Raw genomic sequence first — 24,872 nt, forward strand, 5'->3', positions numbered from 1 at the left:
CGTAGCGTTGAGAAGGTGCTGACTCCTCCCGTGCCGAAGAAGCGACCGATCGAACGCGAGCACCACGGCGACGTCGTGGTCGACGACTACGAATGGCTGCGCGACAAGGATGATCCCGAGGTGCTCGCCCACCTCCACGAGGAGAACGCCTTCACCAAGGCGCGGACGGAGCACCTCGCGATCCTGCAGGAGCAGATCTTCGACGAGATCAAGCACCGCACCAAGGAGACCGACCTCTCGGTGCCCGCCCGCGAGGGCGACTGGTGGTACTACAGCCGCACCGTCGAGGGGCAGCAGTACGGCATCCACTGCCGGGTGCCCGCGAACGGCCCCGACGACTGGGAGCCGCCCGTCACCGACGACTCGGGCTCGCCGCTGCCCGGCGAGCAGATCCTCCTCGACGACAACGTCGAGGCCGAGGGACACGAGTTCTACGCGCTCGGCAGCTTCGACCTCACGGCCGACGGGCGCACGCTGCTCTACGCCGTCGACGTCGAGGGCGACGAGCGGTACACGATCCGGCTGCGATCGCTGGACGACTCGGGCCGCGAGTACTCCGACGTGATCGAGGGCACCGCGGCGGGGGCCGTCTTCGACCCGAGCGGCCGCTACCTCTTCTACGCGACGGTCGACGAGGCGTGGCGCCCCGACACCATCTGGCGGCACGAGGTCGGCACCGAGTCATCCGCCGACGTCGCGATCTTCAGCGAACCCGACGAGCGATTCTGGCTCGGCGTCGGGCTCACCCGCAGCCGCAAGTACCTCGTCATCGAGGCGGGCTCGAACATCACGAGCGAGACCCGGCTGCTGGATGCCTCCGACCCGACCGGTTCGTTCGAGGTGGTCTGGCCGCGCAAGGACGGCGTCGAGTACGACGTCGAGCACGTCGTCGCGGGCGGCAAGGACCGGCTGCTCATCACCCACAACGACGGGGCGGTGAACTTCGAGCTCGTCTCCGTCGCGGCCGACGACCCGCAGGGGCCGCGGCGCATGCTGCTGCCGCACAACCCCGAGGTGCGCATCGAGGGCGTCGACGGGTTCCGCGACTTCGTGGCGCTCGAGTACCGCCGCGACGGACTGCCGCGGGTCGCCGTCGCGAAGGTGCCCGCGAACGGGCTGCCGGCCGGCGCGACCGTCGACGACACCCTGCACGAGCTCACCTTCGACGAGGAGCTCTTCTCGGTCGGCCTCGGCGGCAATCCCGACTGGACGCAGCCCACGCTGCGACTCGGCTACACGAGCTTCGTGACCCCCTCGACCGTGCTCGACCTCGTCGTCGCGACGGGCGAGCGCAAGCTGCGCAAGCGCCAGGCCGTGCTCGGCGACTACGACCCCACCCGCTACGCGCAGCGCCGCGAGTGGGCGACCGCCGACGACGGTACGCGCATCCCGATCTCCCTCGTCTACCGGCACGACCTCGTCGACCTCGGCGTGCCCGCGCCGACCCTGCTCTACGGGTACGGCGCCTACGAGCACTCGATCGACCCGGGCTTCGGTATCCCCCGGCTGTCGCTGCTCGACCGCGGCATGGTGTTCGCGGTCGCCCACGTGCGCGGCGGCGGCGAGATGGGGCGGCTCTGGTACGAGCACGGCAAGAAGCTCGAGAAGCGCAACACCTTCACCGACTTCGCGGCGGCCGCGCGCCACCTGATCGACGAGGACGTCACGGCGCCCGACCGGCTCGTCGCGCAGGGCGGCAGCGCCGGCGGGCTCCTCATCGGCGCGGTGGCGAACCTCGCGCCGAAGTACTTCTCGGGCTTCCTCGCCGAGGTGCCGTTCGTCGACCCGCTGACCTCGATCCTCGACCCGTCGCTGCCGCTCACGGTCATCGAGTGGGACGAGTGGGGCAACCCGCTCGACGACGAGGAGGTCTACTCGTACATGAAGTCGTACTCGCCCCTCGAGAACGTGCACGACGGCGCCCACGGCGGTCGCCACTACCCGCCGATCCTCGCCGTGACCTCGCTCAACGACACGCGAGTGCTCTACGTCGAGCCCGCCAAGTGGGTGGCGCGGCTCCGCGAGGTCGGCGCCGACGCGCTGCTCAAGATCGAGATGGCGGCCGGCCACGGCGGCGTCTCGGGGCGGTACGCGGCGTGGCGCGAGCGTGCGTTCTCGTACGCGTGGGTCATCGACGCGGCGGGCGCGCACCCGAGCGGGGAGTAGCCCCGGCCGGGCTGCCGAACGACGTCTCAGCGCGGGACGTCGTAGGTGATGTGCGTCACGAGGTCGGTCTGCAGCACGTCGATCGGCGTCAGCTCGAGGTCGAGGCCCTCGAACAGGCGCTCGCCCGCGCCGAGGGTGATCGGCGAGACGCTCACGATGATGCGGTCGATGAGGCCGGCGGCGAGGTACTGCCGCACGGTGCTCGCGCCGCCCGCGACCGAGATGCGGCTCGTCTCGCCGACGGCGGCGCGCGCCTGCGCCAGGGCGTCGTGGATGCCGGTCGTCACGAAGTGGAACGTCGTGCCGCCCTCCATCTCGATGGGCTCGCGGCCATGGTGCGTCAGCACGAAGACAGGCCCGTGGTACGGCGGTTCGTCACCCCACCAGCCCTTCCACGACTCATCCGGCCATTCGCCCCTGATCGGCCCGAACATGTTGCGGCCCATGATGTAGGCGCGCGGCGCGAGGATCTGCTCGACGATCGGCTGCGCCTCGTCGGGCTGCTCGAACATCCACCGGTGCACCGCCATGCCGCCCTCGCCGAGCGGGTCGTCGAGCGTCTGGTTCGGGCCCGCGACGAAGCCGTCGAGCGAGAGGGAGAGGTTGGCCGTGACGAGGCCGTCGTCGAACGTCATGCGGTGCACCCTACGCCGAGGCGCCGACACTCGCCACGGCCAGCGGTGCCCCATACGCGCGCATCGATTCCGCGCTGAGCGAGCACTGTTCCGGATGTCACGGGCCGCTGCGAGACTGACGAAATGTCTCTTCTCACCGAACTGAGCGAGCAACTCCCAGGCCGGGCCTTCGGTCCCGGCGCATCCGAATACGACACCGGCCGCACCGTCTTCGCGGGGGCCGGCGAGCCCGAGGCCGTGGTGCGGCCGCACACCGTCGACGAGGTCGCGACCGCGGTGGCGCGGGCCGCCGCCGACGGCCTCTCGATCGCGGTCCGCAGCGGCGGTCACGGCCTTCTCCCCGTCGACGACGGGCTCGTCATCGACCTGGCCGAGTTCGACACGATCGAGGTCGACGACGCCGGCCTCGTCACCCTCGGCCCCGCCGCCCACTGGGGCGACGTCGCGGCCGCACTCGCGCCGCGCGGCCTCGGCATCAGCTCCGGCGACACCCGCCAGGTGGGCGTCGGCGGGCTGCTGCTCGGCGGCGGGATCGGCTGGCTCGTGCGCACCCACGGCCTCACCATCGACGCGCTGCGTGAGGTCGAGCTCGTGACCGCGGCGGGCGAGGTGCTCACCGTGAACGCCGAGTCGCACCCCGAGCTGTTCTGGGCGATCCGCGGCGGCGGCGGCAACTTCGGCGTCGTCACGCGCTTCACCGTGCAGGCGAGCCCCGTCGAAGGACTCGCGGGCGGGTCGATCCACTTCGACCGCTCCGACGTGCCGACCGTGCTGCGCGCGTGGCGCGAGGTCATGCGTTCAGGCGGCGACGAGCTGAACTCGTCGATCATGCTCATGCCGCCGATGGGGCCCGAGATGCCCGGCGGCCCGCAGGTGGGAATCGCCCTCCACGGTACCGAGGCCGAGCTGCGCGAGCTGCTCGCACCGCTGCTCGCCCTCCCGTCGGTCACGAAGGTCGACCTCGCGCCGATCTCCTACGGCGACCTGCTCGAGGACGCCCCGCCCGGCCGGCCGCCGTTCCAGTTCGTCGGCGGCAACGGCTTCGCACCCGAGGTCACCGACGAGCTGCTCGAGGCGGTCGCGGCCGCGTACGCACGCGACATGCCGACCATGGTGCTGCTGCGTGCACTCGGCGGCGCGTACTCGCGCGTCGAGGCCGATGCGACCGCGATCGCCCACCGCGACGCCGAAGCCCTGGTCGTCGTCAACGGCGTGCTGCCGGCCGACGCCGAGCCCGAACTCGTCGCAGCGGTGAAGGCCGGCAGCGACGTGGCGCTCGCATTCACGACCGGCCCCTATGGCGGCTTCGAGGCGAACCGCAGCCCTGAGATCACGGCATCGATGTACCCGCCGGCGACGCTCGAACGGCTGCGGCGTGTGAAGGCCGAGGTCGATCCGGGCAACTCGTTCCGGCGCAACCACAACATCACGCCCGCCGGCTGAGCCCGCTCGGCTGAAACCCAGGCCGGGGCGGCCCGCACCCACGATCCCGCCGCTGCGTTCGCACCGCGGCGGCGGGATCGTCGGGGCCATCCCCGGGTCGAGACGTTCAGCCGGGCGCGGCAGCACACTCGGGCACGGGCTCGCGGGCGGTTGCGATCACGAACACCGTCAGCCGGCTGGCCGCCCAGACGAGCGCACCCGCGACCAGCAGTGCGCCGAGCAGCCCGACGATATGGGCGACGAGCGACGACAGCCCCCGCTCGGGCAGCAGGAATCCGTACGGCACCCACCCGTCGGTGACGCCGCGCACCAGCACGACGGCGAGCCAGGCGATCGGGTAGGGCAGCACGAGCCAGAGCCGCCGCCAAGCCAGTGCCGGTCGGTCGGCGACGAGCACCCAGTCGAGCGCGACGGCGATCGGGAACACGAGGTGCAGCAGGGCGCTCACCCACGGCGGCGCCGACCCGGTGCCGGGCACGAGCACGTTGTAGACGAGCGCGACGACGACGAGGCACGCGACCGCGATGCCGCGCACCGTCGAGAGCCACCTCGGCGCCGAACGACCGGCGAGCACGACGGCGCCCGTGCCGACGAGCACGAGGCTCGTGAGCAGGCTGGTCTGGTTGGTGAAGTACCCGAAGAAGTCGACGGGACTCCCATCGCCTGCCGCGATGCGCAGACCGTACGCGTACGAGAGCACCGCGAGGCATCCCACCCCTGCCGCGAGTCTCGCCCAGGCGATCACCCGTGCCGCCTCGGGGGCCAGCCGACGGGGAGTCATGCCGGCCAGCCTAGTGAGCGGAGCAGCCCGGCACCTCAGCCGAGGGGCGGATCCTCGTGCAGGTCGACGTCGCCGTCGGTGAGCACCCACCGGGTGAATCGCACGCTGAGGTCGGCCCGCAACGGCGCGCAGATCATCGGCCCCGCCTGCGCCGCTCCGGCGGTGAACGGGGCCACGCGAAGGGTGCGCCACGCGCTCGTCGCGGTGCGGGCCCGCACGGTGATCGCGTCGCCGGCCACGCCGCCCCGGCTCGCGCGAATGGTGACGACCTCGCCGGCCCATTCGGGCACCGGCGCCATCGACCAGTCGCTGACGCCGTTCGTGACGACCGCGCCGAGATGCAGCACCCCGTCGGAGACCTCGAGGCCGGCCTTCACCCACAGCTCCTCGCCCGCGAAGAGGAGGATGCCGGCCTGGTCGTAGAGCCCGGTGAGGGTCGAGCAGTCGAAGCTCACCTCCACGGCGCTGCCGGCCGGCCAGTCGGCGAGCAGCCCGTGACCGTCATCGTGCACGAAGCCGTAGTGGGTGGTGCGCCAGTAGTCGCTGCCCTCGGCAGCGGTGACGACGAGGGCGTCGCCATCGGGCCGCGCCAAGTCGGGCTCTCGGGTCCATCGGCCGTCGTTCCACTCCATCGCGCGCGCAGACATGCGGATCACGTTAGCGCGGAAGCCCCGGCGAGCCCGGCCACCGCCACCGTGAGCAGCACCCAGTCGTTGAGGATGTGCGCCCCGGCCGCGACCCACAGGTTCTTCGTGCGGATGAACGCGAGCGTGAACGCGATGCGCGCCGAGCCGATGACGAGGAACGCCTGGGCGACGTTCCAGTCATAGGTCGGCAGGTGCGCCGCCCCGAACCACAACGCGGAGGCGGCCCACGCCAGCAGCACCGCCGCCTTCCGCGAGAGACGGGCTTTCGCGAAGAGCAGGTGCAGCACCGCGAGGAACGGCAGCAGGGTGAACACCTCCTCGCCGACGAGCTGGATTCCGCTGCCGATGTAGAGGGCGACAGCATCGAGGCTCCCGGCCTCGCCGGCGGCCGCGATGGTCGTGTTCGGGTGCACCGGGAACAGCATCGAGACGATCGCGCCGACCGTGAACGTGATGACGATGTTCAGCAGGGCGAAGTAGGCCATCGCGAGCAGATCGCGCCGGCCCACCCGGCGGAACAGCGCCGTCCAGTGGCGGCCGGCGACGAGTGCGAGCGCGGCGAGCGGAATCGCGACGAAGAGCGTGCGCGGCACGATCGCGACGAGGTTGCCGGGCTGGGGGAAGAAGGTCAGCACGAGGTATCCGGCGACGCACGCGGCCCAGACGACCACCCAGCGCCAGACCGCGAGCTCGATCGGCACGCCGTCGTAGAAGGGGAAGTCGGCGCCGTCGGGCCGCTCGATCACGCGGCCGAAGCGATCGCGGTCGGTGAGCGGGCGGATGCGCCCCGGCTCGCTGAACCCCACGCTCGTCATACGGCCCCCCGGTCGTCGATGAAGCCATCATGGCAGCCCCGGGCGCGTTGGGATGGGAGCGGTTCACTGCGCAGGATGCCGCGCTGCTCCCCCGCGGCTCAGCCCACGAACCCCCGGAACGGGTCGTTCTCCTCAGCGCGCCGCTCACGTTCACGCTCGGCCGCGCGCAGTTCGTCGTCGAGGTCGAGCAGCAGGCCGGCCAGCCGCGTCTCGCGCTCGGCCTCGTACTCCTCGTCGACCTCGATCTCGGGCCAGCCGCCGCCCCACTCGCGGGCGAGGCGCGCGTCGATCGCCCCGGCGACGTCGTCCCACGCCTCCGAGCGGGCCCGTTCGGCCAGGGCGGCGAGATACTCGGGGTCGCTGCGCCGGGTCCACAGCTCTTTGGCCACCGCGGCGTAGACCTGCTCGCGCCGACGGAGGTTCGCGGCATCCGCCCGCCGGTAATCGTGCTCGTTCGATGCGCGGCCCTCGCGGCGTGCGGCGGCAGCGCGGTCTTCGGCGGTGCGCTCGGCGACCTCGTCGGCCTCCTGCACGAGCTCGTAGAGCACCTCGCGCGCGGCGGCCGCGGCGCGCTCGTTGTCGAACGGTTCGTCGCCGCGCAGTGCGTGCATGACGAAGCGGTTGCGGAGGGCCATGCGGCCGGCTGCCTCGGCGACGAGGAGGCCTTCGGCGAGCATCTCGTCGAAGGTCGGCGGGGTGACTTCGGGCAGGGCGCTGCGGTCGAACGGCTTGAACCGCTTCGCCCGCTTCCTGCGCCAGAACGGCATGGCCACACCCCGTGAACGTCGATGTCCGACGCCGATCGACGTCGGAGAACGAGCCTATCGCGGGCGACCGACGCGACGCCCGGGCCGACCGTCGCGGGTGTCGTCGGTCGGGCGTAGCCTGCCGGAATGGCGGGCGCGACGGATGGCGGACGGAGCAGCGGGGCGGGCGACGCGGCGGGCGACGGGCGACGCTGCGGACTCGTCGACGACGACGGCCGCGCCTGCCCGAACCCGGCGCAGCCGGGCGCGCCCGTGCCGCTCTGCGCCGGGCACCTGCTCGTCGCCCACGAATGGGTCGAACGCGAGGTCGGAGCGACCGACCTGCTGCCCGGCCCGTGCCAGGCGTGCGGTTCGCGGGTCGGCGTGCGCTACCCGAGCGGCTGGATCTGCGCCGAGTGCGAGTGGCGCTACGGCGAGCTGCCCGATCGCACGCTCGACGACGACCCCGTCGAGGTCGTCTACTACCTGCGCTATCGCGACCAGGTGAAGATCGGCACCTCGGCGAACCCGCGGCGCCGCATCGCGAGCCTGCCGCACGAGGAGGTGCTCGCGTTCGAGCAGGGCGGGCGTCTGCTCGAACGCGCCCGGCACGAGCAGTTCGCCGCCTTCCGCGGCGCGGGCACCGAGTGGTTCGAGGTGCATGAGGCGCTGCTCGAGCACATCGCGGAGCTCTCGGCCGGGGTGGACGACCCGTGGTCGCAGTACGCCCGCTGGGTGAGTCGCCGACTGGCGCGGCCGTCATCGGCCTGAACCGCTGAACCGCCGTCCACGGCGCAACGCCCGCACCGAGTTCCCAGCCGCGCTCTCGTAGCGTCGAATGCATGCAAGCCGAGACCGAGAACCTGAATGCCGTCGCGCAGTGGGCGGTCTCGCTCATGGAATGGCTCGGCGCCCCCGGGGCCGGTCTCGCGATCGCGGCCGAGAACCTGTTCCCGCCGCTGCCGAGCGAGCTCATCCTGCCGATGGCCGGGTTCACGGCGAGCCGCGGCAGTTTCGGCCTGGTCGAGGTGCTGCTCTGGACGACGCTCGGCTCGGTGGTCGGCGCGCTCGCGCTCTACGGGCTCGGCGCGTGGCTCGGCCGCGACCGGCTGCTCCGTATCGTCGACCGCATGCCGCTCGTGAAGGTGTCGGACGTCGACCGTGCGGAAGCCTGGTTCGAGCGGCACGGCAGCAAGGCCGTGTTCTTCGGCCGCATGATCCCGCTGTTCCGCAGCCTCATCTCCATCCCCGCGGGCATCGAGCGGATGCCGCTGCTGCGCTTCACCCTTCTCACGACCGCGGGCAGCGCGATCTGGAACACGATCTTCGTCCTCGCCGGGTTCCTGCTCGGCGAGAACTGGCACGTGGTCGAGCAGTACGCCGACACGTTCCAGTTGCTCGTGATCGTCGTGGCGGTGGCGGCCGTCGGCACGTTCCTCGTCGTTCGGCTGCGGCAAGCGGCTCGCCGCCGGCTGGCGTCCTGACCGGGGGTCGGTCGAATCCTCGACGCCCGGTCCGCTGCATGGCATAATCGTTAGGGCACTAACGATAGCCACCACGCCGACTGGAGCCCCATGACCGCGCACGCAGCTCCCGCAGCACTCGCGGGCCCCGAGGCATCCGCCCCGCCCGTCGACGACGCCCCCGACCTGCTCGCCCTCGAGAACCAGGTCTGCTTCGCGCTGGCGGTCGCCGCCCGCGGCGTGATCGGCATCTACCGGCCGATCCTCGAACCCCTCGGGCTCACCCACCCGCAGTACCTCGTCATGCTCGCGCTCTGGCAGCGCAGCCCGCGCACCGTGCGCGACCTCGGCGAAGCCCTGCAGCTCGAACCGGCGACCCTCTCGCCGTTGCTCAAACGCCTCGAGGCGCAGGGCTACCTCACCCGCGAGCGCAACGCGCGCGACGAGCGCGCCCTCGACGTCGCCCTCACCGAGACGGGCCGGGCGCTCCGCGAGCAGGCGCTGTCGATCCCGCCGCAGGTCGTCGACCGCCTCGGCATGGACCTCGCCGAGCTCGGGGCCCTGCGCGACCGGCTCACCGAGGTGATCGCGGCCGTGCAGCACGGCTGAGCACGCTCACCCCGAGGTCGCGTCGAACCCGGGAACCCCTCCGTCGGCCGTGGCGAACTTCGCGATGAGGCTGCAGTCCTTTCCGCCGTAGCCCTCGTCGATGAGCCGGTCGAACTGCTCGAGCGCGATGCGCGCCGCCGGCATCGGAAGCTCGGCGGCCGTGCCCGCGTCGACGGCGAACGCGAGGTCCTTCTGGGCGAGCGTCGTCGCGAATGTCGCGTCGAAGTTGCGGTCGGCCGGGCTCGTCGCGACGACCCCGGGCGCGGGATACCAGGTGCGGAGCGGCCACGACTCCCCCGACGAGACCGAGGCGACCTCGAAGAACTTCTTCGGGTCGAGACCGAGCGACCCGGCGAGCGCGGCCCCCTCGGAGACGCCGAGCAGCGACACGAAGAGCATGAGGTTGTTCGCGAGCTTCGCGGCGATGCCGAGCGTCGGTCCGCCGAGGTCGAACACGTGCCCCGCCATCGGCTCGACGAGCGCCTGGGCGCGCGCCACCTCGTCGGCACCGCCGCCGAGCATGAACGTGAGCGTGCCCGCCTCGGCGCCGGCGATGCCCCCGGAGACCGGCGAGTCGACGAAACCGAACCCGCGTGCGGCCGAGGCCTCGTGGCAGAACGCCGAGGTCGTGACATCCACCGTCGAGGTGTCGAGCAGCAGCGCGCTCGTCGGGGCCGTCGCCCAGACGCCCCCTTCGCCGCCGTAGACCTCGCGCACGTGCTCGCTGCGCGGCAGGCTCGTGAAGACGGCGTCGGCGCCGTCGACCGCCTCGGCGATCGAACCGGCCACGCGGATGCCGCGCGCCGCCGCCGCAGCGCGCGCCTCGGGCACGGGGTCGACCCCGTGCACCTCGTGGCCCGCGGCCACGAGCCGCGCCGCCATCGGGGCGCCCATGTGCCCCAGTCCGATCCACGCGATGCTCGCCATCGTCATCGCCCTCCCGACCTCGTCGACGTGAAGTGCTGTCCGCCCTCACGATACGCCGGACGCGCGGGTCGGCAGCAGCACCCCGGTGGTCGCGTCGAGCCGCCGCCAGCCGGCCGCCGCGACCGTCGGCGGCAGGATGTCGGCGGCCACGAGCTCGGGCATGTCGAGCCCCGCGAGCTCGGCGACGGCCGAGACCGGCACCTGGAAGGTGCGGAACGGACCGAGCGGCGGCACGGCGCCGGGTTCGGGCGGGCGCACCTCGCTCGTGTCGACGAGCGGAGACTGGTCGAGCACGAACGCGGTCGCGGCGAGCGCGGCGCCCGCGTTCCATGCCACCACCTTCCAGAACTGCAGCGGCACCCGGATGCCGCGGTACCCGGGGTCGTCGGCGCCGAGCACGGGGGCGGTGAAGACGCTGAGCCGCTGCGCCGTCGCCTCGGCGTAGGCCAGCACGTGGTCTTCGAGGCCGAGCCAGAGCTCCTTCGACTGGTTGAACCCGGCGGCCTGCGGGGCGGCGTTCGTGTAGTGGAAGGTGTCGGCGTTCGCCCGCGCGGCGACGGCCGGCTCGCCCCAGACCGGATCGCGACGGCGCACGAGATGGCCCCGATCGAGGTCGTTGGCCGCGTAGACGGCAGGGCCGGCCTGCCAGTCGGCCGGCACCCGGTCGTCGAGTCGCCACGCGTCGCCGCCGCCGGCGAGATCGAGCAGGGCGGCGCCGTCGACGTTGACGCCGGTGACCCGGGCGAATCGCCGCACCGGGTCGAGCACGACCGAGAAGTGCACGTACGCGAGATCGACGCATTCGGATGCCTCGGGGCCGGGCTTCGGCCGCGGCATCGGTGCCGTCACTCCCAGGAACTGCGCGTCGAAACCCATGGGCCCAGCACACCACACACCGCCGACGCCGGTGCCGACGCCGGCACGGAGGGGGCCAGAATAGGCGAATGGACCTGCTGCTGGCCGGGGTGCTCGCACTGCTCGCGATCGCCGCCGCGACCGCGATCGGGCCGAAGCTCGGCGTCGCGGCACCGCTGCTGCTCGTCCTCGTGGGCCTCGGGGTGAGCTTCCTGCCCTCGGTGCCGCCGATCGAGGTCGACCCCGAGTGGATCATCGCGGGCGTGCTGCCGCCGCTGCTGTACTCGGCGGCGGTGTCGATGCCGGCGATGGAGTTCCGCCGGGACTTCAGCACGATCGGGGGCCTCTCGGTCGTGCTGGTCGTGCTCAGCTCGGTGCTGCTCGGGTTCCTGTTCACCTGGCTCATCCCGGGCGTCGACCTGGCGATCGGCATCGCCCTCGGCGCCATCGTGAGCCCGACCGACGCGGTCGCCACGTCGATCGTGAAGCGTCTGGGCGTCTCGCCCCGCGTCGTCGCGATGCTCGAGGGCGAGAGCCTGCTCAACGACGCCACCGCCCTAGTGCTGCTGCGCTCCGCGATCGCCGCAGCCGCGGCATCCGTCTCGATCTGGGGGGTCGCCGGCACCTTCGTCTACTCGGTCGTCGTCGCTGCGCTGATCGGCTTCGCCGTGGGCTGGGTGAACCTCCGGGTGCGTGCCCGCGTCTCCAACCCGACTGTGAACACCGTGATCTCCTTCACGATGCCGTTCCTCGCGTCGATCCCGGCCGAGCACCTCGGCGCCTCCGGACTCGTCGCCGCGGTCGTCGCGGGCCTCGTCACGGGGCGCGGAGCGGCGAAGTACCTGAGTCCGCAGCATCGCCTCTCCGACGTGCAGAACTGGCGCACGGTCGAACTCGTGCTCGAGGGCACGGTGTTCCTCGTGATGGGGCTCGAGGTGACGGCGCTCATCGACGACGTCGAGTCGGCGCACGCGGGCGCCTGGAACGCGGCCGGCATCGCGGCGATCGCGCTCGTCGCCGCGATCTTGATCCGAGCCGCGTACGTCGCCCCGCTGATCGGGGCGCTCGGGCGGCGGGCGCAGCGCGGCGCCCGGGTGAAGGAGCGGCTGCAGTCCCTCCCCACCGACACGGCCATGTTCGCGCTGCGCGAGGGCCGCGAGCCCGACCACGCCAGGACGGCGCGCTTTCGTTCGATGCTGCGGCGACGGGTGGCCGACATCGACTACTTCGTGGACGAGTCGCTCGACTGGCGCGACGGCACGATCATCGTGTGGGCGGGCATGCGCGGCGTCGTGACCCTGGTCGCGGCGCAGACCCTGCCGGCCGACACCCCGAACCGCTCGCTGCTCGTGTTCATCGCCTTCCTCGTCGCGGTCGCGTCGCTGCTCGTGCAGGGCGGCACGCTGCCGTGGCTCGTGCGCGCGATCGTGCCCGCCCGCGACCCGGGCGCCGGCGCCGCCGAGCGGCGCGAGCTCCGCGAGCTGCTGCGGACCGCGGCGATGGACGAGCTGGCCGGCTCCGACGACCCCGAGCTCCGCACGATCGCGGAGCGCATGCGCGCGGCCTGGCAGGTCTCCAACGACGAGGGCGCCGGCGAGACGGATGCCACGGACGAGCAGGATGCCGCGGCCGCCGGGGTCGGCGAGACATCCGGCGTCGGCGAGGCACCCGACGCTGGCGAGTCACCCGCGCCTGCGGCATCCCCTCGCCGTGTCGACCCCGAGCAGGTGCGCCGCCTGCGCCTGCGCATGATCGAGGCCGAGCGCGCCGCCCTCCTCGACGCCCGCGACGAGGGCCGCTTCAGCGCCGCCGCGCTGAGCGCCGCCCTCGAGGACCTCGACGCCGAGCAGATCAGCGTCGAGCTCAAGGGGCTCGACGGCCCCTGAACGGCGCGGCGATCGTCCGCACTTCTCAGGATGAGCGCGTCGTCACCCCCTCCACCGGGGCCATCGCCCGTCTCGTCCTGAACTGTGCGGAGCAAGGTCTTCTCAACCCGCGTCATGATCGGCGCCCGCGCGCATCTCTCAGGTAGAGCCATCAGTTCTGCCGTCAGGAAGGGGAAAGCGCCATGGCCCACCACTTGGAGTTCGTGTACGGACCGCTCGGCGAGGAGACCCGCCTGGCCTGCGCCTGCCCGCGCGAGGGCAGCCACCTGCGGCCGAACTCCGAGACCCGCGTCGCCGACGCGTTCGACGAGGCGCTCATCTCAGCGGCGCTCCCCCTGCGCCGGGCCGAGCGGCTGCGCCCGCGCCGCTCGGCGCAGCATCGCGCCCGGTTCACCTTCGTGCCGGCCACCGGGTCCCGGATGCGGCGCGCGGCCTGACGCGCAGCCGCAGAGCACCCCGCGGCATCCGCGCGAAACCCTCGCGCACGAAACCCTCGCGCGCGTATCGTGTGACCAAGCCGGAGGTCGCGCACGTGACGTTCCCGTCACCGTGACCACCCTGGTGGAGGGGGAGCACGATGACGACGCAGCAGACGCCCGACCACATCCCGGAGCACGACCCGGCCGACGACTTCGAGAACTACCGGGAGCGTGTCGGCGACGAGATGCTCGCCGTGCAGGACTTCTCGAACGAGGAGCACGGCTATCACAAGACGCTGAAGCCCAGGCAGATCCAGATGATCGCCATCGGCGGCGCGATCGGCACCGGCCTGTTCATGGGTGCGGGCGGGCGGCTGAACAGCTCAGGACCGTCGCTGCTCATCGTCTACGCGGTCTGCGGCTTCTTCGCGTTCCTCATCCTGAGGGCGCTCGGCGAGCTCGTGCTGCACCGGCCGAGCTCGGGTTCGTTCGTCTCGTACGCGCGCGAGTTCTACGGCGAGAAGATGGCGTACACCGCGGGGTGGCTGTACTTCCTCAACTGGGCGTTCACCTCCATCGTGGATGTCACGGCCGCGGCCCTGTACGTGAAGTTCTGGGCCCAGTACTGGCCGCCCCTGCAGGAGATCCCGCAGTGGGTGATCGCCCTCGTGGCGCTCATCGTGGTGCTGTCGCTGAACCTCGTCTCGGTGAAGATGTTCGGCGAGATGGAGTTCTGGTTCGCGCTCATCAAGGTCGCGGCGCTCGTCGCATTCCTCATCATCGGCGTCGTGTTCATCGTGTTCGGCGGGCAGACCGACGTCGGCCCGACCGGATTCTCCGTCATCGCCGACAACGGCGGCTGGTTCCCCATGGGGGCGGTCGCGCCCATCCTCGCGATCTCGGGCGTCGTGTTCGCCTACGCCGCGATCGAGCTCGTCGGCACCGCGGCCGGCGAGACGGCCGAGCCGCGCAAGGTCATGCCGAAGGCGGTCAACACGGTCGTGTTCCGCATCGCGGTGTTCTACCTCGGCTCGATCTTGCTGCTCTCGCTGCTGCTGCCGTACACGGTCTACGAGGCGGGCGAGTCGCCGTTCGTGACGTTCTTCTCGCACCTCGGATCCGAGGACGCGGCCGCGGTCTCCGCGTCGATCATGAACTTCGTGGTGCTGACGGCCGCGCTCTCGTCGCTCAACGCCGGCCTCTACTCGACCGGACGCATCCTGCGGTCGATGGCGGTCAACGGCTCGGCGCCGCGCTTCACCGAGCGGATGAGCGGCAACGGCGTGCCGTACGGCGGCATCCTCCTCACCGCGGTCATCACGCTGCTCGGCGTCGGGCTCAACGCGATCGTGCCGTCGCAGGCCTTCGAGATCGTGCTCGAGGTCGCCGCGATCGGCATCATCGGCGGTTGGGCGACGATCATCCTCTGCCAGATGCAGCTCGCGAGATGGGCGAAGCAGGGACGCATCGAGCGGCCCGCGTTCCGCCTGTGGGGTGCTCCCTACACGGGATACCTCACGCTCGCCTTCCTCGCGTTCGTGATCGTCACCATGGCGTTCTCGGAGACGGGTCGCTGGGTGCTGCTCTGCAGCCTGGGGCTCATCCCGCTGCTCATCATCGGGTGGTTCGCGTTCCGCGGTCGCATCGCCGCCGCGGCGAAGGAGCGCGAGGGGCACACCGGAGCGTTCCCGGTGGTCGCAGAACGGCCCGCGGTCGACAACCCGCCGCGCTTCGGTCGCCGGAAGGACGACGAGTAAGCGCTCGCGGGCGACCGCTCAGCCGTGCGCGGCCGGTGCCGCGAAGAGGTTCAGCACGAGCACCCCGGCGACGATCAGGCCGATGCCGAAGAGCTTCGGCATCGTGAGGCTCTCGCCGAGGAACAGCACGCCGATCGCGACGATGGCCGCCGTGCCGACGCCCGACCAGATGGCGTAGACCATGCCGATCTCGAGCTCGCGCACCGCCTGGGCGAGCATCGCGAACGAGACGCCGTAGAGGCCGAGCACGCCGATCGTCCACCACAGCTTCGTGAAGCCCTCGGTCTTGCCGATGAAACTGGTCGCCGCGACTTCGAAGGCGATCGCGAACGCGAGGTAGAGCCAGGCCATGGAGGAGATTCTGGCAGGTCGCGAGGGGTGGGCTGCGCCCGCTACTCGACCGCCTGAGCGGGCGCCGACGTGTTCAGCGTCGCGAGGATGCCGGCGGCGACCTCGTCACGCGACCGCTCGGGTTCGAAGACCAACCACTCGAGCCCGGCGAGGAGTACCGCCCCGAACACGCTCGACGCCATGATGCCCGCGCGTCCCGCCGGGACCTCCGTCTCGTCGATCGCCTCCTCGAACACGCCGAGCGCCTTGTGGCGCAGCGCGAACAGCGTCTCCTGCCAGGCCCGGTCGGTGCGGAAGATCTCCGACGCCATGAGCTTAGCGAGCGGTGCGTTCGCGGCGATCCGATCGAGCAGCTGCCGCACGAGGGCGTCGATCGCCACCCAGCCGCGCAGCTCGCCCTTGGCCGCGCGGAGGGAGTCGGCGAGCGAGCCGACCCCCTCCTGCAGCATGGCCTCGAACAGCTGGTCCTTCGAGCTGAAGTTGTAGTACAGGCTGCCCTTCGCGACCCCGGCGAGCTCAGCGACCTCGTCCATCGTCGTGCCGGTGATGCCCTTCGTCGCCGCCAGCTCGAGCGCGGCGTCGAGGATGGCGCGCTTGGTGGTGTTCGCGCGGGCCATGGTCGCTCCTCCGGTCAGATCGCGAGCTCGGGGTGCAGGCGGCTGACGCTCCACATCCGCTGCTTGCCGGCGCTCCACGCGCTGATCGCGAGCGAGCCGACGAGGATGCCGGCCATCACGAGCACCGAGAGCCACAGTCTAGAGTCCACGCCGCCGGTGATGAGCTCGCGCAGACCGGTCACCACGTAGGTGGCGGGCATGAACGGGTGCAGCACCTGGAAGAACTCGGGCGTGGTCTCGACGGGGTAGGTACCGCCCGAGGAGCTCAGCTGCAGCATGAGCAGCACGAGGCTGACGACGCGGCCGGCGGCCGTGCCGAGCACGATGATGAACATCTGCTGGAGGGCGAGGAACGCGAGCGTCACGAGGTAGATGAACGCGCTCGTCGCGAGCCAGTACTCGGGTTCGAGGCCGATGCCGTAGACGAGCACCAGCACCATGATCACGACCTGGCCGAGGCCGATCGCCATCGCGGGGAGGAACCCGGTCATCACGGCGCGGAGGCCGCTCGCCGAGGCGGCGAGCGCACGCGTCGGGAGTGCACGCAGGATGAGCCACATGATCAGGCCGCCGACGAACGTCGCGAGCGCGATGAAGAAGGGGGCGAAGCCCTCGCCGAAGCTCGACGCCTCGTTCTGGGAGCGCTCGTCGAGCTGGACGGGCGCGGACATCACGTCGGCCCGCGACTCGATGTCGGCGTCGGTCATGACGGGTGCCATGTCGGCGCCCTCACCGAGCTTGTCGGCCAGGGTGCGGCTGCCGTCGGCGAGCTTGCCGGCGCCGGAGGCGAGGGTCGTGCCGCCGGCGGCGAGCTGCTCGGTTCCGTCGACGAGGTCGCCGGTTCCGGCGCTCAGCTGGGCGGCGCCGCCCGCGAGGGTGTGCGCGCCGGTCGCCGCGTCGCCCGACTTACCGGCGAGCGTCGCCGCCCCGGTCGCGAGGGTCGTCGCACCGGATGCCGCATCGCCCGACTTGCCCGCGAGGGTCGACGCTCCGGTCGCGAGCTGGTGGGCACCGGATGCCGCCGCGCCCGACTTCTGGGCGAGGGTCGAAGCACCGTCGCGCAGCTGGGCCGCGCCCGTGGCGAGCTCGGCCGCCTTCGGTGCGCCGGCGTTCAGGCCTGCCGAGAGCTGGTCGACCTTGCCGGCGAACGCCGTCGAGCTCGCAGCGTAGCCCTGCACCTGCGGCACCGCGGCCTGGGCGCCGGCGTCGAGCGTCGCGGCACCGTCGGCCGCCTGCTGGAGCGTGTCGAGGTAGACGGAGGCGGGCACGTCGGGGTTCGCCTGCATCGCTGCGAGGAGCTGGGCGAGCGAGTCGGAGAGCTGCGCACTGCCGTCGGCGAGCTTCGCGGTCTGCGCCGAGATCCCGCCCGCGCCGTCCGCGAGCTGGTGCGAGCCGGTCGCGAGCTGGCCCGCGCCGGCGGCGGCCTGGCCGAGCTGCGTCGAGAGTGCGTCCGCCCCGTCGGCGACCTTGGTCGCGCCCGTCGAGAGAGTGCCCGCGCCCGTGGCCAGCTGGTCGAGTCCGCCCGCGAGCGTCGAGGTGCCGCTCGAGAGCGAGCCCGCACCGTCGGCGAGCTGGCCGAGACCGCCGGCAAGGGTCGAGGTTCCGCTCGAGAGCGAGCCCGCACCGTCGGCGAGCTGGTCGAGGCCGTCGGCGAGGGTGCCCGAGCCGTCGGCGAGCCGGATCGCGCCGGCATCGAGTGCCCCGGCGCCGTTCGTGAGATCGCCGAGGCCGACGACGAGACGGCCCGCACCGTCGTTCGCGGTCGCGAGGCCGTCGGCGAGGGTCTCCGCGCCGTCGGCTGCCGAGCGGATGCCGTCTCCTGCGTCGTTGAGCCCGACGAGCATGGCGTCGGCGGTCTGCCGGCCGACCTGCTCGGCGACCGTGTCGCGCAGCTGGACCATGGCCTGCTTGCCCATGGTCGAGGCGAGGAAGCTGTTGGAGTCGTTGTAGTCGACCTCCACCATCGCGGGCTGCGGGTCGTCCGTGCCGACCGAGACGGCGTTCTTCGAGAAGTCGCTCGGGATCGTGACGGCGAAGTAATAGTCGCCGTCGGTGACGCCGGCCGTGGCGTCCGCGGCGTCCGTCACCTGCCAGTCGAGGTCGTTGCGGCCCGTGAGCTCGTCGACGAGGTCGTCGCCGGCCGTGATGTCCTTGCCGCCCGAGCTGGCGCCCGCGTCCTCGTTGACGATGGCGACGGGAAGATTCTTCATCTCTTCGTTGGGCGCCCAGAACGCCCAGAGGTAGAGCGCGCCGTAGATGAGCGGGATGAACAGCAGCACGACGAGCGCGATCTTGGGCAGCACGCCCTTGCGGAAGCGGCGCAGCTCGGTGCCGGAGGAGAGGAAGGCGAACATCAGGCGTGCTCCAGGATGAGGTCGGTGAGGTCGGAGGCGCCGTCGCGCGGCGCGATGGATGCCTCGCCCGCCGTCGCGGCGAGGTCGACGACGTGCGGGGGGAGGCCGAGCTCGGCCCAGAGCTCGAGCTCGGGTGCCGCCGCCGACGCGATGACGGCGGTGCCCGCCCGGGTGATCGCGTCGAGGCGGTGCCAGAGGACCAGACGAGCCTCGGGGGCCTGCAGCTGCTCGATCTGGTCGAAGAACAGCACATCGGGTTCGCTCATCATCGCCAGCGCGATCCGGAGCAGCACGGTCTGCACCTCGTCGAGGTCCCAGATGAGCGTGTCGACGCCGGGCAGCGGCACCTCCCCGAAGACGGGGGCGAGCACGCGGCGGAGCTCGGCCTCGTCGGTGCGGCGGATGAACGCCCACCACGGCGAGAGCCACGCGGCGCGCTCGCGGATCGCGGCGCCGACGGTGACCGACTCCTCGAGGGTGTCGATGCCCTGGAATCCGGCGATGGCGGTCGCGACCTGGACTGGTCGTGCGCGGCGCGGCAGTTCGTAGCCGAGCGTCTCGAGGTGGCCGCTCGAGGGCTTCATGCGCCCGGCGAGCGTGAGCAGGAGGCTCGTGCGACCGCTTCCGGCGGGGCCGGTGAGCACGGTCAGGCCGGAGTCGGCGAGAAACGAGACGGGGCCGTAGACGGGGCCGCGCTTGGAGTGGAGGGCGAGCTCATGCGCCCGCACGATGATCGGCACGATGCATCCTTCGTTTTGTACTGACTAGTCAGTTTAGATCGACGACGTGCGCTCCGCAAGCACGCGGTCCGGGCCGCCTGCGCGGATCCTTCGCCAAGCGCATGATTCTTGCAAGCCAAGAGACAGACCACCGAACTCGTGCGCCGAAACGTGAATTCCTGCCGAAAGTTTGCGTTCTGGCGCGCAGGTGTTCACACTTGTGTCGCCACCACCTGACGTACCCGCCGGAGACTCCAGTGACCATCGACCACGAACTCGCACCCGAGAACGACGCCGCCCTCGGGCGTCGCCGGCCCGAGGCATCCCAGAACCCGACCCGCATGCACGCCGTCACCGGCGAGACCGAGGCCATCGTCGACCTCGTGCTCGACTACTCGCGGCGCAGACTGCTCTCGACCGACACCCCGCTCGACAAGCCCGAGACCGAGGCCGAGCTCACCCGCCTCGCCGGCCGCACGATCGACGAGCGCGGCATCGGGGCGACGCGCGCGCTCTCGATCTTCGAGCACGTGCTCGCGCCCGCGTGCATCACGATCGACCACCCGCAGTACCTCTCGTTCATCCCCGCCGCGCCGACGAAGGCCGCCATGGCGTTCGACCTCGTCGTCTCGGCGTCGAGCCTCTACGGCGGCAGCTGGATGGAGGGCTCGGGCGCGGTGCACGCCGAGAACGAGGTGCTCACCTGGCTCGCGAACGAGTTCGGCCTGCCAGCCGGCGCCGGCGGGGTCTTCGTGCAGGGCGGCACGATCGGCAACCTCTCGGCGCTCGTCGCCGCGCGCGAGGTCGCCCGCGAGAAGCGCACCGCCGCGGGCGAGCCCATGCCCGCGCGCTGGAAGCTCGTCTGCTCGACCGAGGCGCACTCCTCGAACAAGTCGGCCGCGAAGGTCATGGACGTCGACGTCGTGCTCGTGCCCGCGGGCGACGACGGGATGCTCCGCGGCGACGCCGTGCGCGCCGCGCTCGAGGAGCACGGCGACGACGTCTTCGCGGTCATCGCGACCACCGGCTCGACGAACTTCGGCATCGTCGACGACGTCGCCTCGATCGCCGCGCTGAAGGACGACTTCGACTTCTGGCTGCACATCGACGGCGCCTACGGCCTGACCGGCATGCTCTCGCCGCTCGCCCGCGAGCGCTACGCGGGCGTCGAGCGCGCCGACTCGGTCATCGTCGACCCGCACAAGTGGCTCTTCGCCCCCTTCGATGCGTGCGCGCTCATCTACCGCGACCCCGAGATCGGGCGCCGTGCGCACACCCAGCACGCCGAGTACCTCGACACCCTCACCGGCAAGCCCGAGTGGAGCCCGTCGGACTACGCGGTGCAGCTCACCCGCCGCCCCCGCGGGCTGCCGTTCTGGTTCTCGCTCGCGACCTACGGCGCTGCCGCCTACCGTGACGCGATCACGAACTCGCTCGAGCTCGCCCAGCGCATCGCCGACGAGATCCGCACGCGCCCCGAGCTGAAGCTCGTGCGCGACCCGCAGCTCTCGATCGTCGTCTTCGAACGCGAGGGGTGGACGATGGACGACTACGAGCGCTGGTCGGCGAAGCTCCTCGACGAGCAGCGCGCGTTCGTGACCCCGAGCTCCCACGCCGGCCGGCCGAACACGCGATTCGCGATCGTCAACCCGATGACGACGTTCGAGCAGTTGGTGGGGATCCTCGACAGCATGCAGTGATCGCGGCCCGCGCTCATAGGCTGTACCCGAGCGCCGTCGCCGGCGCGGGGGGAGGCGAGATGAGCGAGCCGGTTCGACGACCGCGCATGCCGAAGCGGATGATCGCCATCGTGGTGCTCGCCTACATCTCGGGCATCCTCGACATCCTGGCCGGCCTCGTGCTGATCCTGCTGCGCTACGACGACGAGATCCGTCGCTCGGGCGACGCCTTCGCCATCACGCTGTGGGGCACGCTGATGATCCTCATCGGGCTCCTGACGATCGCGATGGGGTCGGGCCTCACGCGCGGCCGCAACTCGGCCCGGATCTTCGTGACGGCGCTGGTGTCGCTCTCGGTGGTCGTCTCCGCGATCGACCTGGTGCTCCATCCCACCGATGCCTCGTCGCTGTGGACGTTCGTCATCGGCGGGACGGTGGCCGCCCTCGTCGTCCTCGCGATGTGGGCCGGGCGCGGTGCGGCGTTCTTCCGTCACGCGCGGCGCGCGTCACCTCCGCCCGCCTGACGACGGCTCGCCTCGCGCCCGGGCGGCCTCGTCACGCCGCCGTGCGGCGATGCACGAATCGGACGACCTCGATGCCGGCGATCGCGAGCGCGGACGCCCCGATCACGAGCAGCGCGGTGGTCAGCGACAGGTCGACGAACTCCAGGAAGTCGGCCACGATCGGGATCGCGTAGATCAGCACGAGGCCGACCATCATCGCGCCGATGATGACGATCTTCAGACCGTCGATCGGTCGCGAGAGCACGATGAGCACCCACAGCCCGACGATGCCGAGGATGAGGGTCGACCCCGAGCGCAGCTCTGCCTGCGAGATGCCCGCATCGAGGGCCATCCGGCTGTAGAGCGCGAGCACGAGCGCGATGACGATGCCCGCCGGGATCGCGAAGCTCAGCGAGCGGCGCAGGAACCCGGGCCGATAGCGCTGCCGGTTCGGCATCAGCGCGAGGAAGAACGCGGGGATGCCGATCGTGAGCCCGTCGGTGACCGAGAGCTGGCGGGGCAGGAAGGGGAACTCGAGCAGCATCACGCCGAAGATCACCGCGAGCCCCGTCGCGTACGCCGTCTTCGTGAGGAACAGCATGGAGATGCGCTCGATGTTCGCGATGACCTGCCGGCCCTCGGCGACGACGCCGGGCAGCCGTGAGAACCGCCCGTCGAGCAGGATGATCCGGGCCACCGCCTTCGTCGCGGCCGACCCCGAGTCCATCGCGATGCCGATGTCGGCCTGCTTGATGGCGAGCGCGTCGTTCACGCCGTCGCCCGTCATGGCGACCGTGTGGCCGCGCTGCTGCAGCGCGGTGACGATGTCCTTCTTCTGCGACGGCGTGACCCGGCCGAACACGAGGTGCGTCTCGAGCACCTCGCCGAGCTCGTCGGGGTCGGTCGGGAGCTCGCGGGCGTCGAAGCCCTCGGCGGCCTCGACGCCGACCTCGCGCGCGATCGCGGCGACGGTCTGCGGGTTGTCGCCCGAGATGATGCGCACCGCGACGCCCTGGTCGGCGAAGAACTCGAGCGTCTCGGCCGCGTCTGATCGCACGCTCTCGCGGAAGGTCAGGAGGGTCACCGGCGTGAGCGCGCCGGGCAGGCGCTCGGCCTCCGCCCGCTCGGGCGTGAGCTCCTCGGGGCTGTGCGCGAGCACGAGGGTGCGGCGACCGGTGGCGGCGAGCTCGGCCGCCCGCCGGCGGAGCTCGGCGTGCGACCCGGCATCCGGGTGCGACGCGTCCGAGGACGCCGCGAAGACCATCTCGGGTCCGCCCAGCACCCACGTGCCGGAGCCCGGGAATCCGACCGCGCTCCACTTGCGCGCCGAGGAGAACGCGATCCGGGCCTCGGGATCGAGCACGCGCTGCACGGGGTAGGGCTCGACGAGGCACCGCGCCGTCGCGTTCGCCTCGGGTTCGGCGCCGTACCAGGCGAGCACGTCCTCCCACGCCGAGGGCGGGGCGACGGAGAGCGGGTGCGCCGCGTCGAACACGATGTCGCCCTCGGTCAGCGTGCCGGTCTTGTCGAGGCAGATGAGGTCGACCCGGGCGAGCCCTTCGACGGCCGCGAGCTCCTGCACGAGCACCTTCCGGTTCGCGAGCTTCACGGCGCCGACGGCGAAGGCGATGCTCGTCATGAGCACGAGGCCGAGCGGGATCATCGCGACGATCGCCGCGATGGCCGCGACCGCCGCATCCTGCCACGCTCCGCTCTCGATCGCCTCGGCCCACCCGCCGCGCGACACCATCTGCGCGTTCAGCACGAGCAGACTCACCGGCCCGATGATCCACGCGACCCAGCCCAGCACCCGGTTGATCGAGCTGCGCAGCTCGGATGCCACGAGGGAGAACTGCTTGGCCTCGCTCGAGAGCGTGTTGGCGAACGAGTCGGCGCCGACCTTGTCGACGACCGCGGTGCCGCCGCCGCCGATCACGATCGACCCCGACAGCACGGCATCGTCGACGCCCTTGTCGACCGGGTCGGACTCCCCCGTGAGCATCGACTCGTCGAGCTGGAGGCGCTCGGACACCTCGACCCGGGCGTCGGCGGCGACCTGGTCTCCGGCCCGGAGCACGAGCAGGTCGCCGAGCACCACCTCGGCGAGGGCGATCTCCTGCTCCGTACCGTCGCGCAGGACCCGCGCGTGCGGCGCGTGCAGCAGCGCGAGCCGGTCGAGCGCGCGCTTCGCGCGGAACTCCTGCACCGAGCCGATGATCGTGTTCGCGAGCGCACTGAACCCGAACAGCGCGTCCTGCCAGCGGCCGATCAGGAGCAGCACGAGGAAGCAGGCGAGGATGATCCCGTTGAAGAGCGTGAACACGTTCGCGCGCACGATGCTCCACACGCTGCGGCTCGTGGAGCTCTCGAACGCGTTCGTCTCGCCCCGGGCCGCACGCTCGGAGACCTCCGCCGCCGTGAGTCCGGTGTTCGTCGCCGTCGTGGGATCCACGTGGCCATCCCATCACACGCGACCGCTCGCCTCCCGGCGGCGCGCTCCCGAGCGGCTCAGTCGATCGGCGACTCGCCCGCCGACCCCGCGACGCCGGCGGCGCCGTCGCGCAGCAGCGCGAACAGGTCGCCGACGGGACCCAGATGCCCGAGCTTGTCGGGATTCAGCTGGTTCGTGAGCGACCGCACGGCGCCGCCGTCGACGTGGAGGGTGAGCACCGAGAGCACGGCGCCGTCGCGCCCGCGGAAGAGCAGCGTGCGCTCCCCGTTCGCCATCGTCTCGTCGACCTCGACGCCGAGTGCCTCGCCGCGACGCATGAGCCCGACGAGGAACCGCGCGACCGCGACGTCGCCCGAGACCGGGTGCTGGATCGCGGGCGCCTTGCCGCCACCGTCGGCCGTCAGCACGACGTCGGTGGCGAGCAGCCGGACGACGACGTCGACGTCGCCCTCGCGCAGCGCCTCGAGGAACTCGCCGGCGACGCGGGCCGCCTCCGAGGCATCCACCTCGAATCTCGGGCCGTCGGCGGCCAGGCGCCTGCGCGCCCGATGCATGATCTGGCGGCACGCCGCCGGATCCCGCTCGACCATCTCGCCGATCTCGGCGTAGTCGAAGCCGAGCGCCTCGTGCAGCACGAACACGGCGCGCTCGACCGGGCCGAGCCGCTCGAGCATCGTGAGCACGCCCATCGAGAGGGTCTCGTCGTGCTCGATGCGGCGGGCCGGGTCGGCGTCGTCGGCGAGCAGCGGTTCGGGCAGCCAGGGGCCGACGTACACCTCGCGCGTGCGGCGGGCCGAGCGGAGCACGTCGATCGACAGCCTCGTCGTCACGGTCGACGCGAACGCGTCGGGTCGCTCGATGGGTTCGCCGCTCCGCACCCGTTCATGGATGCGCAGGAGGCCGGCCTGCACGACGTCCTCCGCCTCGCTCACGCTGCCGAGCATGCGGTACGCGATCGAGAACATGAGCGGCCGCAGGCGCGGCGTCTCGACGACGAGATCGACCATGGCCCCAGATTGTCACACCGGCCTGTCACACGGCGGCGGGG

23 protein-coding genes are annotated in these 24,872 nt (G+C 71.7%); 10 read left to right on the top strand and 13 right to left on the bottom strand.

The genetic code is table 11. The features are described 5' to 3' along the window. Nucleotides 1-15 precede the first annotated feature (15 nt). On the top strand, nucleotides 16-2,166 hold the full coding sequence (locus ACFVTR_RS12750) for a S9 family peptidase (protein ID WP_387037811.1): 2,151 nt from the start codon (nucleotides 16-18) through the stop codon (nucleotides 2,164-2,166). Nucleotides 2,167-2,192: 26 nt separating this feature from the next. Here ACFVTR_RS12750 and ACFVTR_RS12755 read toward each other — a convergent pair whose 3' ends face one another. Then, nucleotides 2,193-2,801 carry a dihydrofolate reductase family protein gene (locus ACFVTR_RS12755; protein ID WP_387037814.1) on the bottom strand — a complete coding sequence of 203 codons (609 nt, stop codon included), beginning with the start codon at nucleotides 2,799-2,801 and terminating at the stop codon, nucleotides 2,193-2,195. A gap of 123 nt (nucleotides 2,802-2,924) precedes the next feature. Between ACFVTR_RS12755 and ACFVTR_RS12760 the strand changes: the two genes are divergently transcribed. After that, complete coding sequence (locus tag ACFVTR_RS12760; RefSeq protein ID WP_387037815.1) at nucleotides 2,925-4,244, top strand: FAD-binding oxidoreductase; 1,320 nt, start codon at nucleotides 2,925-2,927, stop codon at nucleotides 4,242-4,244. Nucleotides 4,245-4,350: 106 nt separating this feature from the next. Here the strand turns inward: ACFVTR_RS12760 and ACFVTR_RS12765 are convergent, their stop codons facing one another. The 4 genes from ACFVTR_RS12765 to ACFVTR_RS12780 all read right to left on the bottom strand — a co-directional run bounded on the left by ACFVTR_RS12765 (nucleotide 4,351) and on the right by ACFVTR_RS12780 (nucleotide 7,254). Further along, nucleotides 4,351-5,025 (bottom strand): Pr6Pr family membrane protein, encoded by a 675-nt coding sequence (locus tag ACFVTR_RS12765; RefSeq protein ID WP_387037817.1) that lies wholly within the window; start codon nucleotides 5,023-5,025, stop codon nucleotides 4,351-4,353. A 35-nt stretch (nucleotides 5,026-5,060) separates the two neighbouring features. Further along, a complete protein-coding gene (locus ACFVTR_RS12770) occupies nucleotides 5,061-5,672 on the bottom strand; it encodes a DUF1349 domain-containing protein (protein WP_387037819.1) in 612 nt (203 codons plus the stop codon). A 5-nt stretch (nucleotides 5,673-5,677) separates the two neighbouring features. Further along, nucleotides 5,678-6,487 carry a CPBP family intramembrane glutamic endopeptidase gene (locus tag ACFVTR_RS12775; protein ID WP_387037820.1) on the bottom strand — a complete coding sequence of 270 codons (810 nt, stop codon included), beginning with the start codon at nucleotides 6,485-6,487 and terminating at the stop codon, nucleotides 5,678-5,680. A gap of 98 nt (nucleotides 6,488-6,585) precedes the next feature. After that, entirely contained in the window at nucleotides 6,586-7,254 is a 669-nt protein-coding gene (locus ACFVTR_RS12780) for a hypothetical protein (RefSeq protein ID WP_376942554.1), read from the bottom strand. 126 nt (nucleotides 7,255-7,380) lie between these two features. Between ACFVTR_RS12780 and ACFVTR_RS12785 the strand changes: the two genes are divergently transcribed. The 3 genes from ACFVTR_RS12785 to ACFVTR_RS12795 all read left to right on the top strand — a co-directional run bounded on the left by ACFVTR_RS12785 (nucleotide 7,381) and on the right by ACFVTR_RS12795 (nucleotide 9,305). Then, a complete protein-coding gene (locus ACFVTR_RS12785; RefSeq protein WP_387037822.1) occupies nucleotides 7,381-8,004 on the top strand; it encodes a GIY-YIG nuclease family protein in 624 nt (207 codons plus the stop codon). A 71-nt stretch (nucleotides 8,005-8,075) separates the two neighbouring features. Continuing rightward, nucleotides 8,076-8,717, top strand: coding sequence for a DedA family protein (locus ACFVTR_RS12790; RefSeq protein WP_387037823.1), 642 nt, complete (start codon nucleotides 8,076-8,078; stop codon nucleotides 8,715-8,717). 90 nt (nucleotides 8,718-8,807) lie between these two features. Further along, nucleotides 8,808-9,305, top strand: coding sequence for a MarR family winged helix-turn-helix transcriptional regulator (locus ACFVTR_RS12795; RefSeq protein ID WP_387037825.1), 498 nt, complete (start codon nucleotides 8,808-8,810; stop codon nucleotides 9,303-9,305). 6 nt (nucleotides 9,306-9,311) lie between these two features. Here the strand turns inward: ACFVTR_RS12795 and ACFVTR_RS12800 are convergent, their stop codons facing one another. Together ACFVTR_RS12800 and ACFVTR_RS12805 are read right to left on the bottom strand one after the other, a co-directional pair. Continuing rightward, nucleotides 9,312-10,238, bottom strand: coding sequence for an NAD(P)-dependent oxidoreductase (locus ACFVTR_RS12800; protein WP_387037826.1), 927 nt, complete (start codon nucleotides 10,236-10,238; stop codon nucleotides 9,312-9,314). 39 nt (nucleotides 10,239-10,277) lie between these two features. Then, a complete protein-coding gene (locus ACFVTR_RS12805; RefSeq protein WP_387037828.1) occupies nucleotides 10,278-11,108 on the bottom strand; it encodes a DNA/RNA non-specific endonuclease in 831 nt (276 codons plus the stop codon). A 68-nt stretch (nucleotides 11,109-11,176) separates the two neighbouring features. On the opposite strand from ACFVTR_RS12805, the gene ACFVTR_RS12810 reads away from it, so the two are divergent. The 3 genes from ACFVTR_RS12810 to ACFVTR_RS12820 all read left to right on the top strand — a co-directional run bounded on the left by ACFVTR_RS12810 (nucleotide 11,177) and on the right by ACFVTR_RS12820 (nucleotide 15,149). Next, the gene (locus tag ACFVTR_RS12810) at nucleotides 11,177-12,973 is read left to right on the top strand and encodes a cation:proton antiporter (protein WP_387037830.1); all 1,797 of its coding nucleotides are present in this window, start codon (nucleotides 11,177-11,179) and stop codon (nucleotides 12,971-12,973) included. Nucleotides 12,974-13,155: 182 nt separating this feature from the next. Then, nucleotides 13,156-13,410, top strand: a complete 255-nt coding sequence (locus ACFVTR_RS12815) for a hypothetical protein (RefSeq protein WP_387037832.1) — start codon at nucleotides 13,156-13,158, stop codon at nucleotides 13,408-13,410. 227 nt (nucleotides 13,411-13,637) lie between these two features. Continuing rightward, complete coding sequence (locus tag ACFVTR_RS12820; protein ID WP_387038470.1) at nucleotides 13,638-15,149, top strand: amino acid permease; 1,512 nt, start codon at nucleotides 13,638-13,640, stop codon at nucleotides 15,147-15,149. A gap of 18 nt (nucleotides 15,150-15,167) precedes the next feature. Here ACFVTR_RS12820 and ACFVTR_RS12825 read toward each other — a convergent pair whose 3' ends face one another. The 4 genes from ACFVTR_RS12825 to ACFVTR_RS12840 are packed head-to-tail and all read right to left on the bottom strand — an operon-like array spanning nucleotide 15,168 to nucleotide 19,211. Continuing rightward, entirely contained in the window at nucleotides 15,168-15,500 is a 333-nt protein-coding gene (locus tag ACFVTR_RS12825; RefSeq protein WP_387037833.1) for a DMT family transporter, read from the bottom strand. A 41-nt stretch (nucleotides 15,501-15,541) separates the two neighbouring features. Continuing rightward, nucleotides 15,542-16,117: a TetR/AcrR family transcriptional regulator gene (locus tag ACFVTR_RS12830; RefSeq protein WP_387037836.1), complete on the bottom strand. Its 576-nt coding sequence runs from the start codon at nucleotides 16,115-16,117 to the stop codon at nucleotides 15,542-15,544. 14 nt (nucleotides 16,118-16,131) lie between these two features. Further along, nucleotides 16,132-18,471 carry a YhgE/Pip family protein gene (locus tag ACFVTR_RS12835; protein ID WP_387037838.1) on the bottom strand — a complete coding sequence of 780 codons (2,340 nt, stop codon included), beginning with the start codon at nucleotides 18,469-18,471 and terminating at the stop codon, nucleotides 16,132-16,134. Then, a complete protein-coding gene (locus ACFVTR_RS12840) occupies nucleotides 18,471-19,211 on the bottom strand; it encodes an ATP-binding cassette domain-containing protein (RefSeq protein ID WP_387037839.1) in 741 nt (246 codons plus the stop codon). Before ACFVTR_RS12840 ends, ACFVTR_RS12835 begins: the two co-directional genes overlap by 1 nt. A gap of 320 nt (nucleotides 19,212-19,531) precedes the next feature. On the opposite strand from ACFVTR_RS12840, the gene ACFVTR_RS12845 reads away from it, so the two are divergent. Then, a complete protein-coding gene (locus tag ACFVTR_RS12845; protein ID WP_387038472.1) occupies nucleotides 19,532-20,890 on the top strand; it encodes a pyridoxal phosphate-dependent decarboxylase family protein in 1,359 nt (452 codons plus the stop codon). 59 nt (nucleotides 20,891-20,949) lie between these two features. Beyond that, the gene (locus ACFVTR_RS12850; RefSeq protein WP_387037841.1) at nucleotides 20,950-21,393 is read left to right on the top strand and encodes a hypothetical protein; all 444 of its coding nucleotides are present in this window, start codon (nucleotides 20,950-20,952) and stop codon (nucleotides 21,391-21,393) included. 31 nt (nucleotides 21,394-21,424) lie between these two features. Here the strand turns inward: ACFVTR_RS12850 and ACFVTR_RS12855 are convergent, their stop codons facing one another. Beyond that, nucleotides 21,425-23,824 (bottom strand): HAD-IC family P-type ATPase, encoded by a 2,400-nt coding sequence (locus ACFVTR_RS12855; RefSeq protein ID WP_387037843.1) that lies wholly within the window; start codon nucleotides 23,822-23,824, stop codon nucleotides 21,425-21,427. 56 nt (nucleotides 23,825-23,880) lie between these two features. Next, entirely contained in the window at nucleotides 23,881-24,831 is a 951-nt protein-coding gene (gene sigJ, locus ACFVTR_RS12860) for an RNA polymerase sigma factor SigJ (RefSeq protein ID WP_387037845.1), read from the bottom strand. Between the last annotated feature and the right edge of the window lie 41 nt (nucleotides 24,832-24,872).

This window comes from Agromyces sp. NPDC058126, from assembly GCF_042884595.1.
Taxonomy (GTDB): domain Bacteria; phylum Actinomycetota; class Actinomycetes; order Actinomycetales; family Microbacteriaceae; genus Agromyces.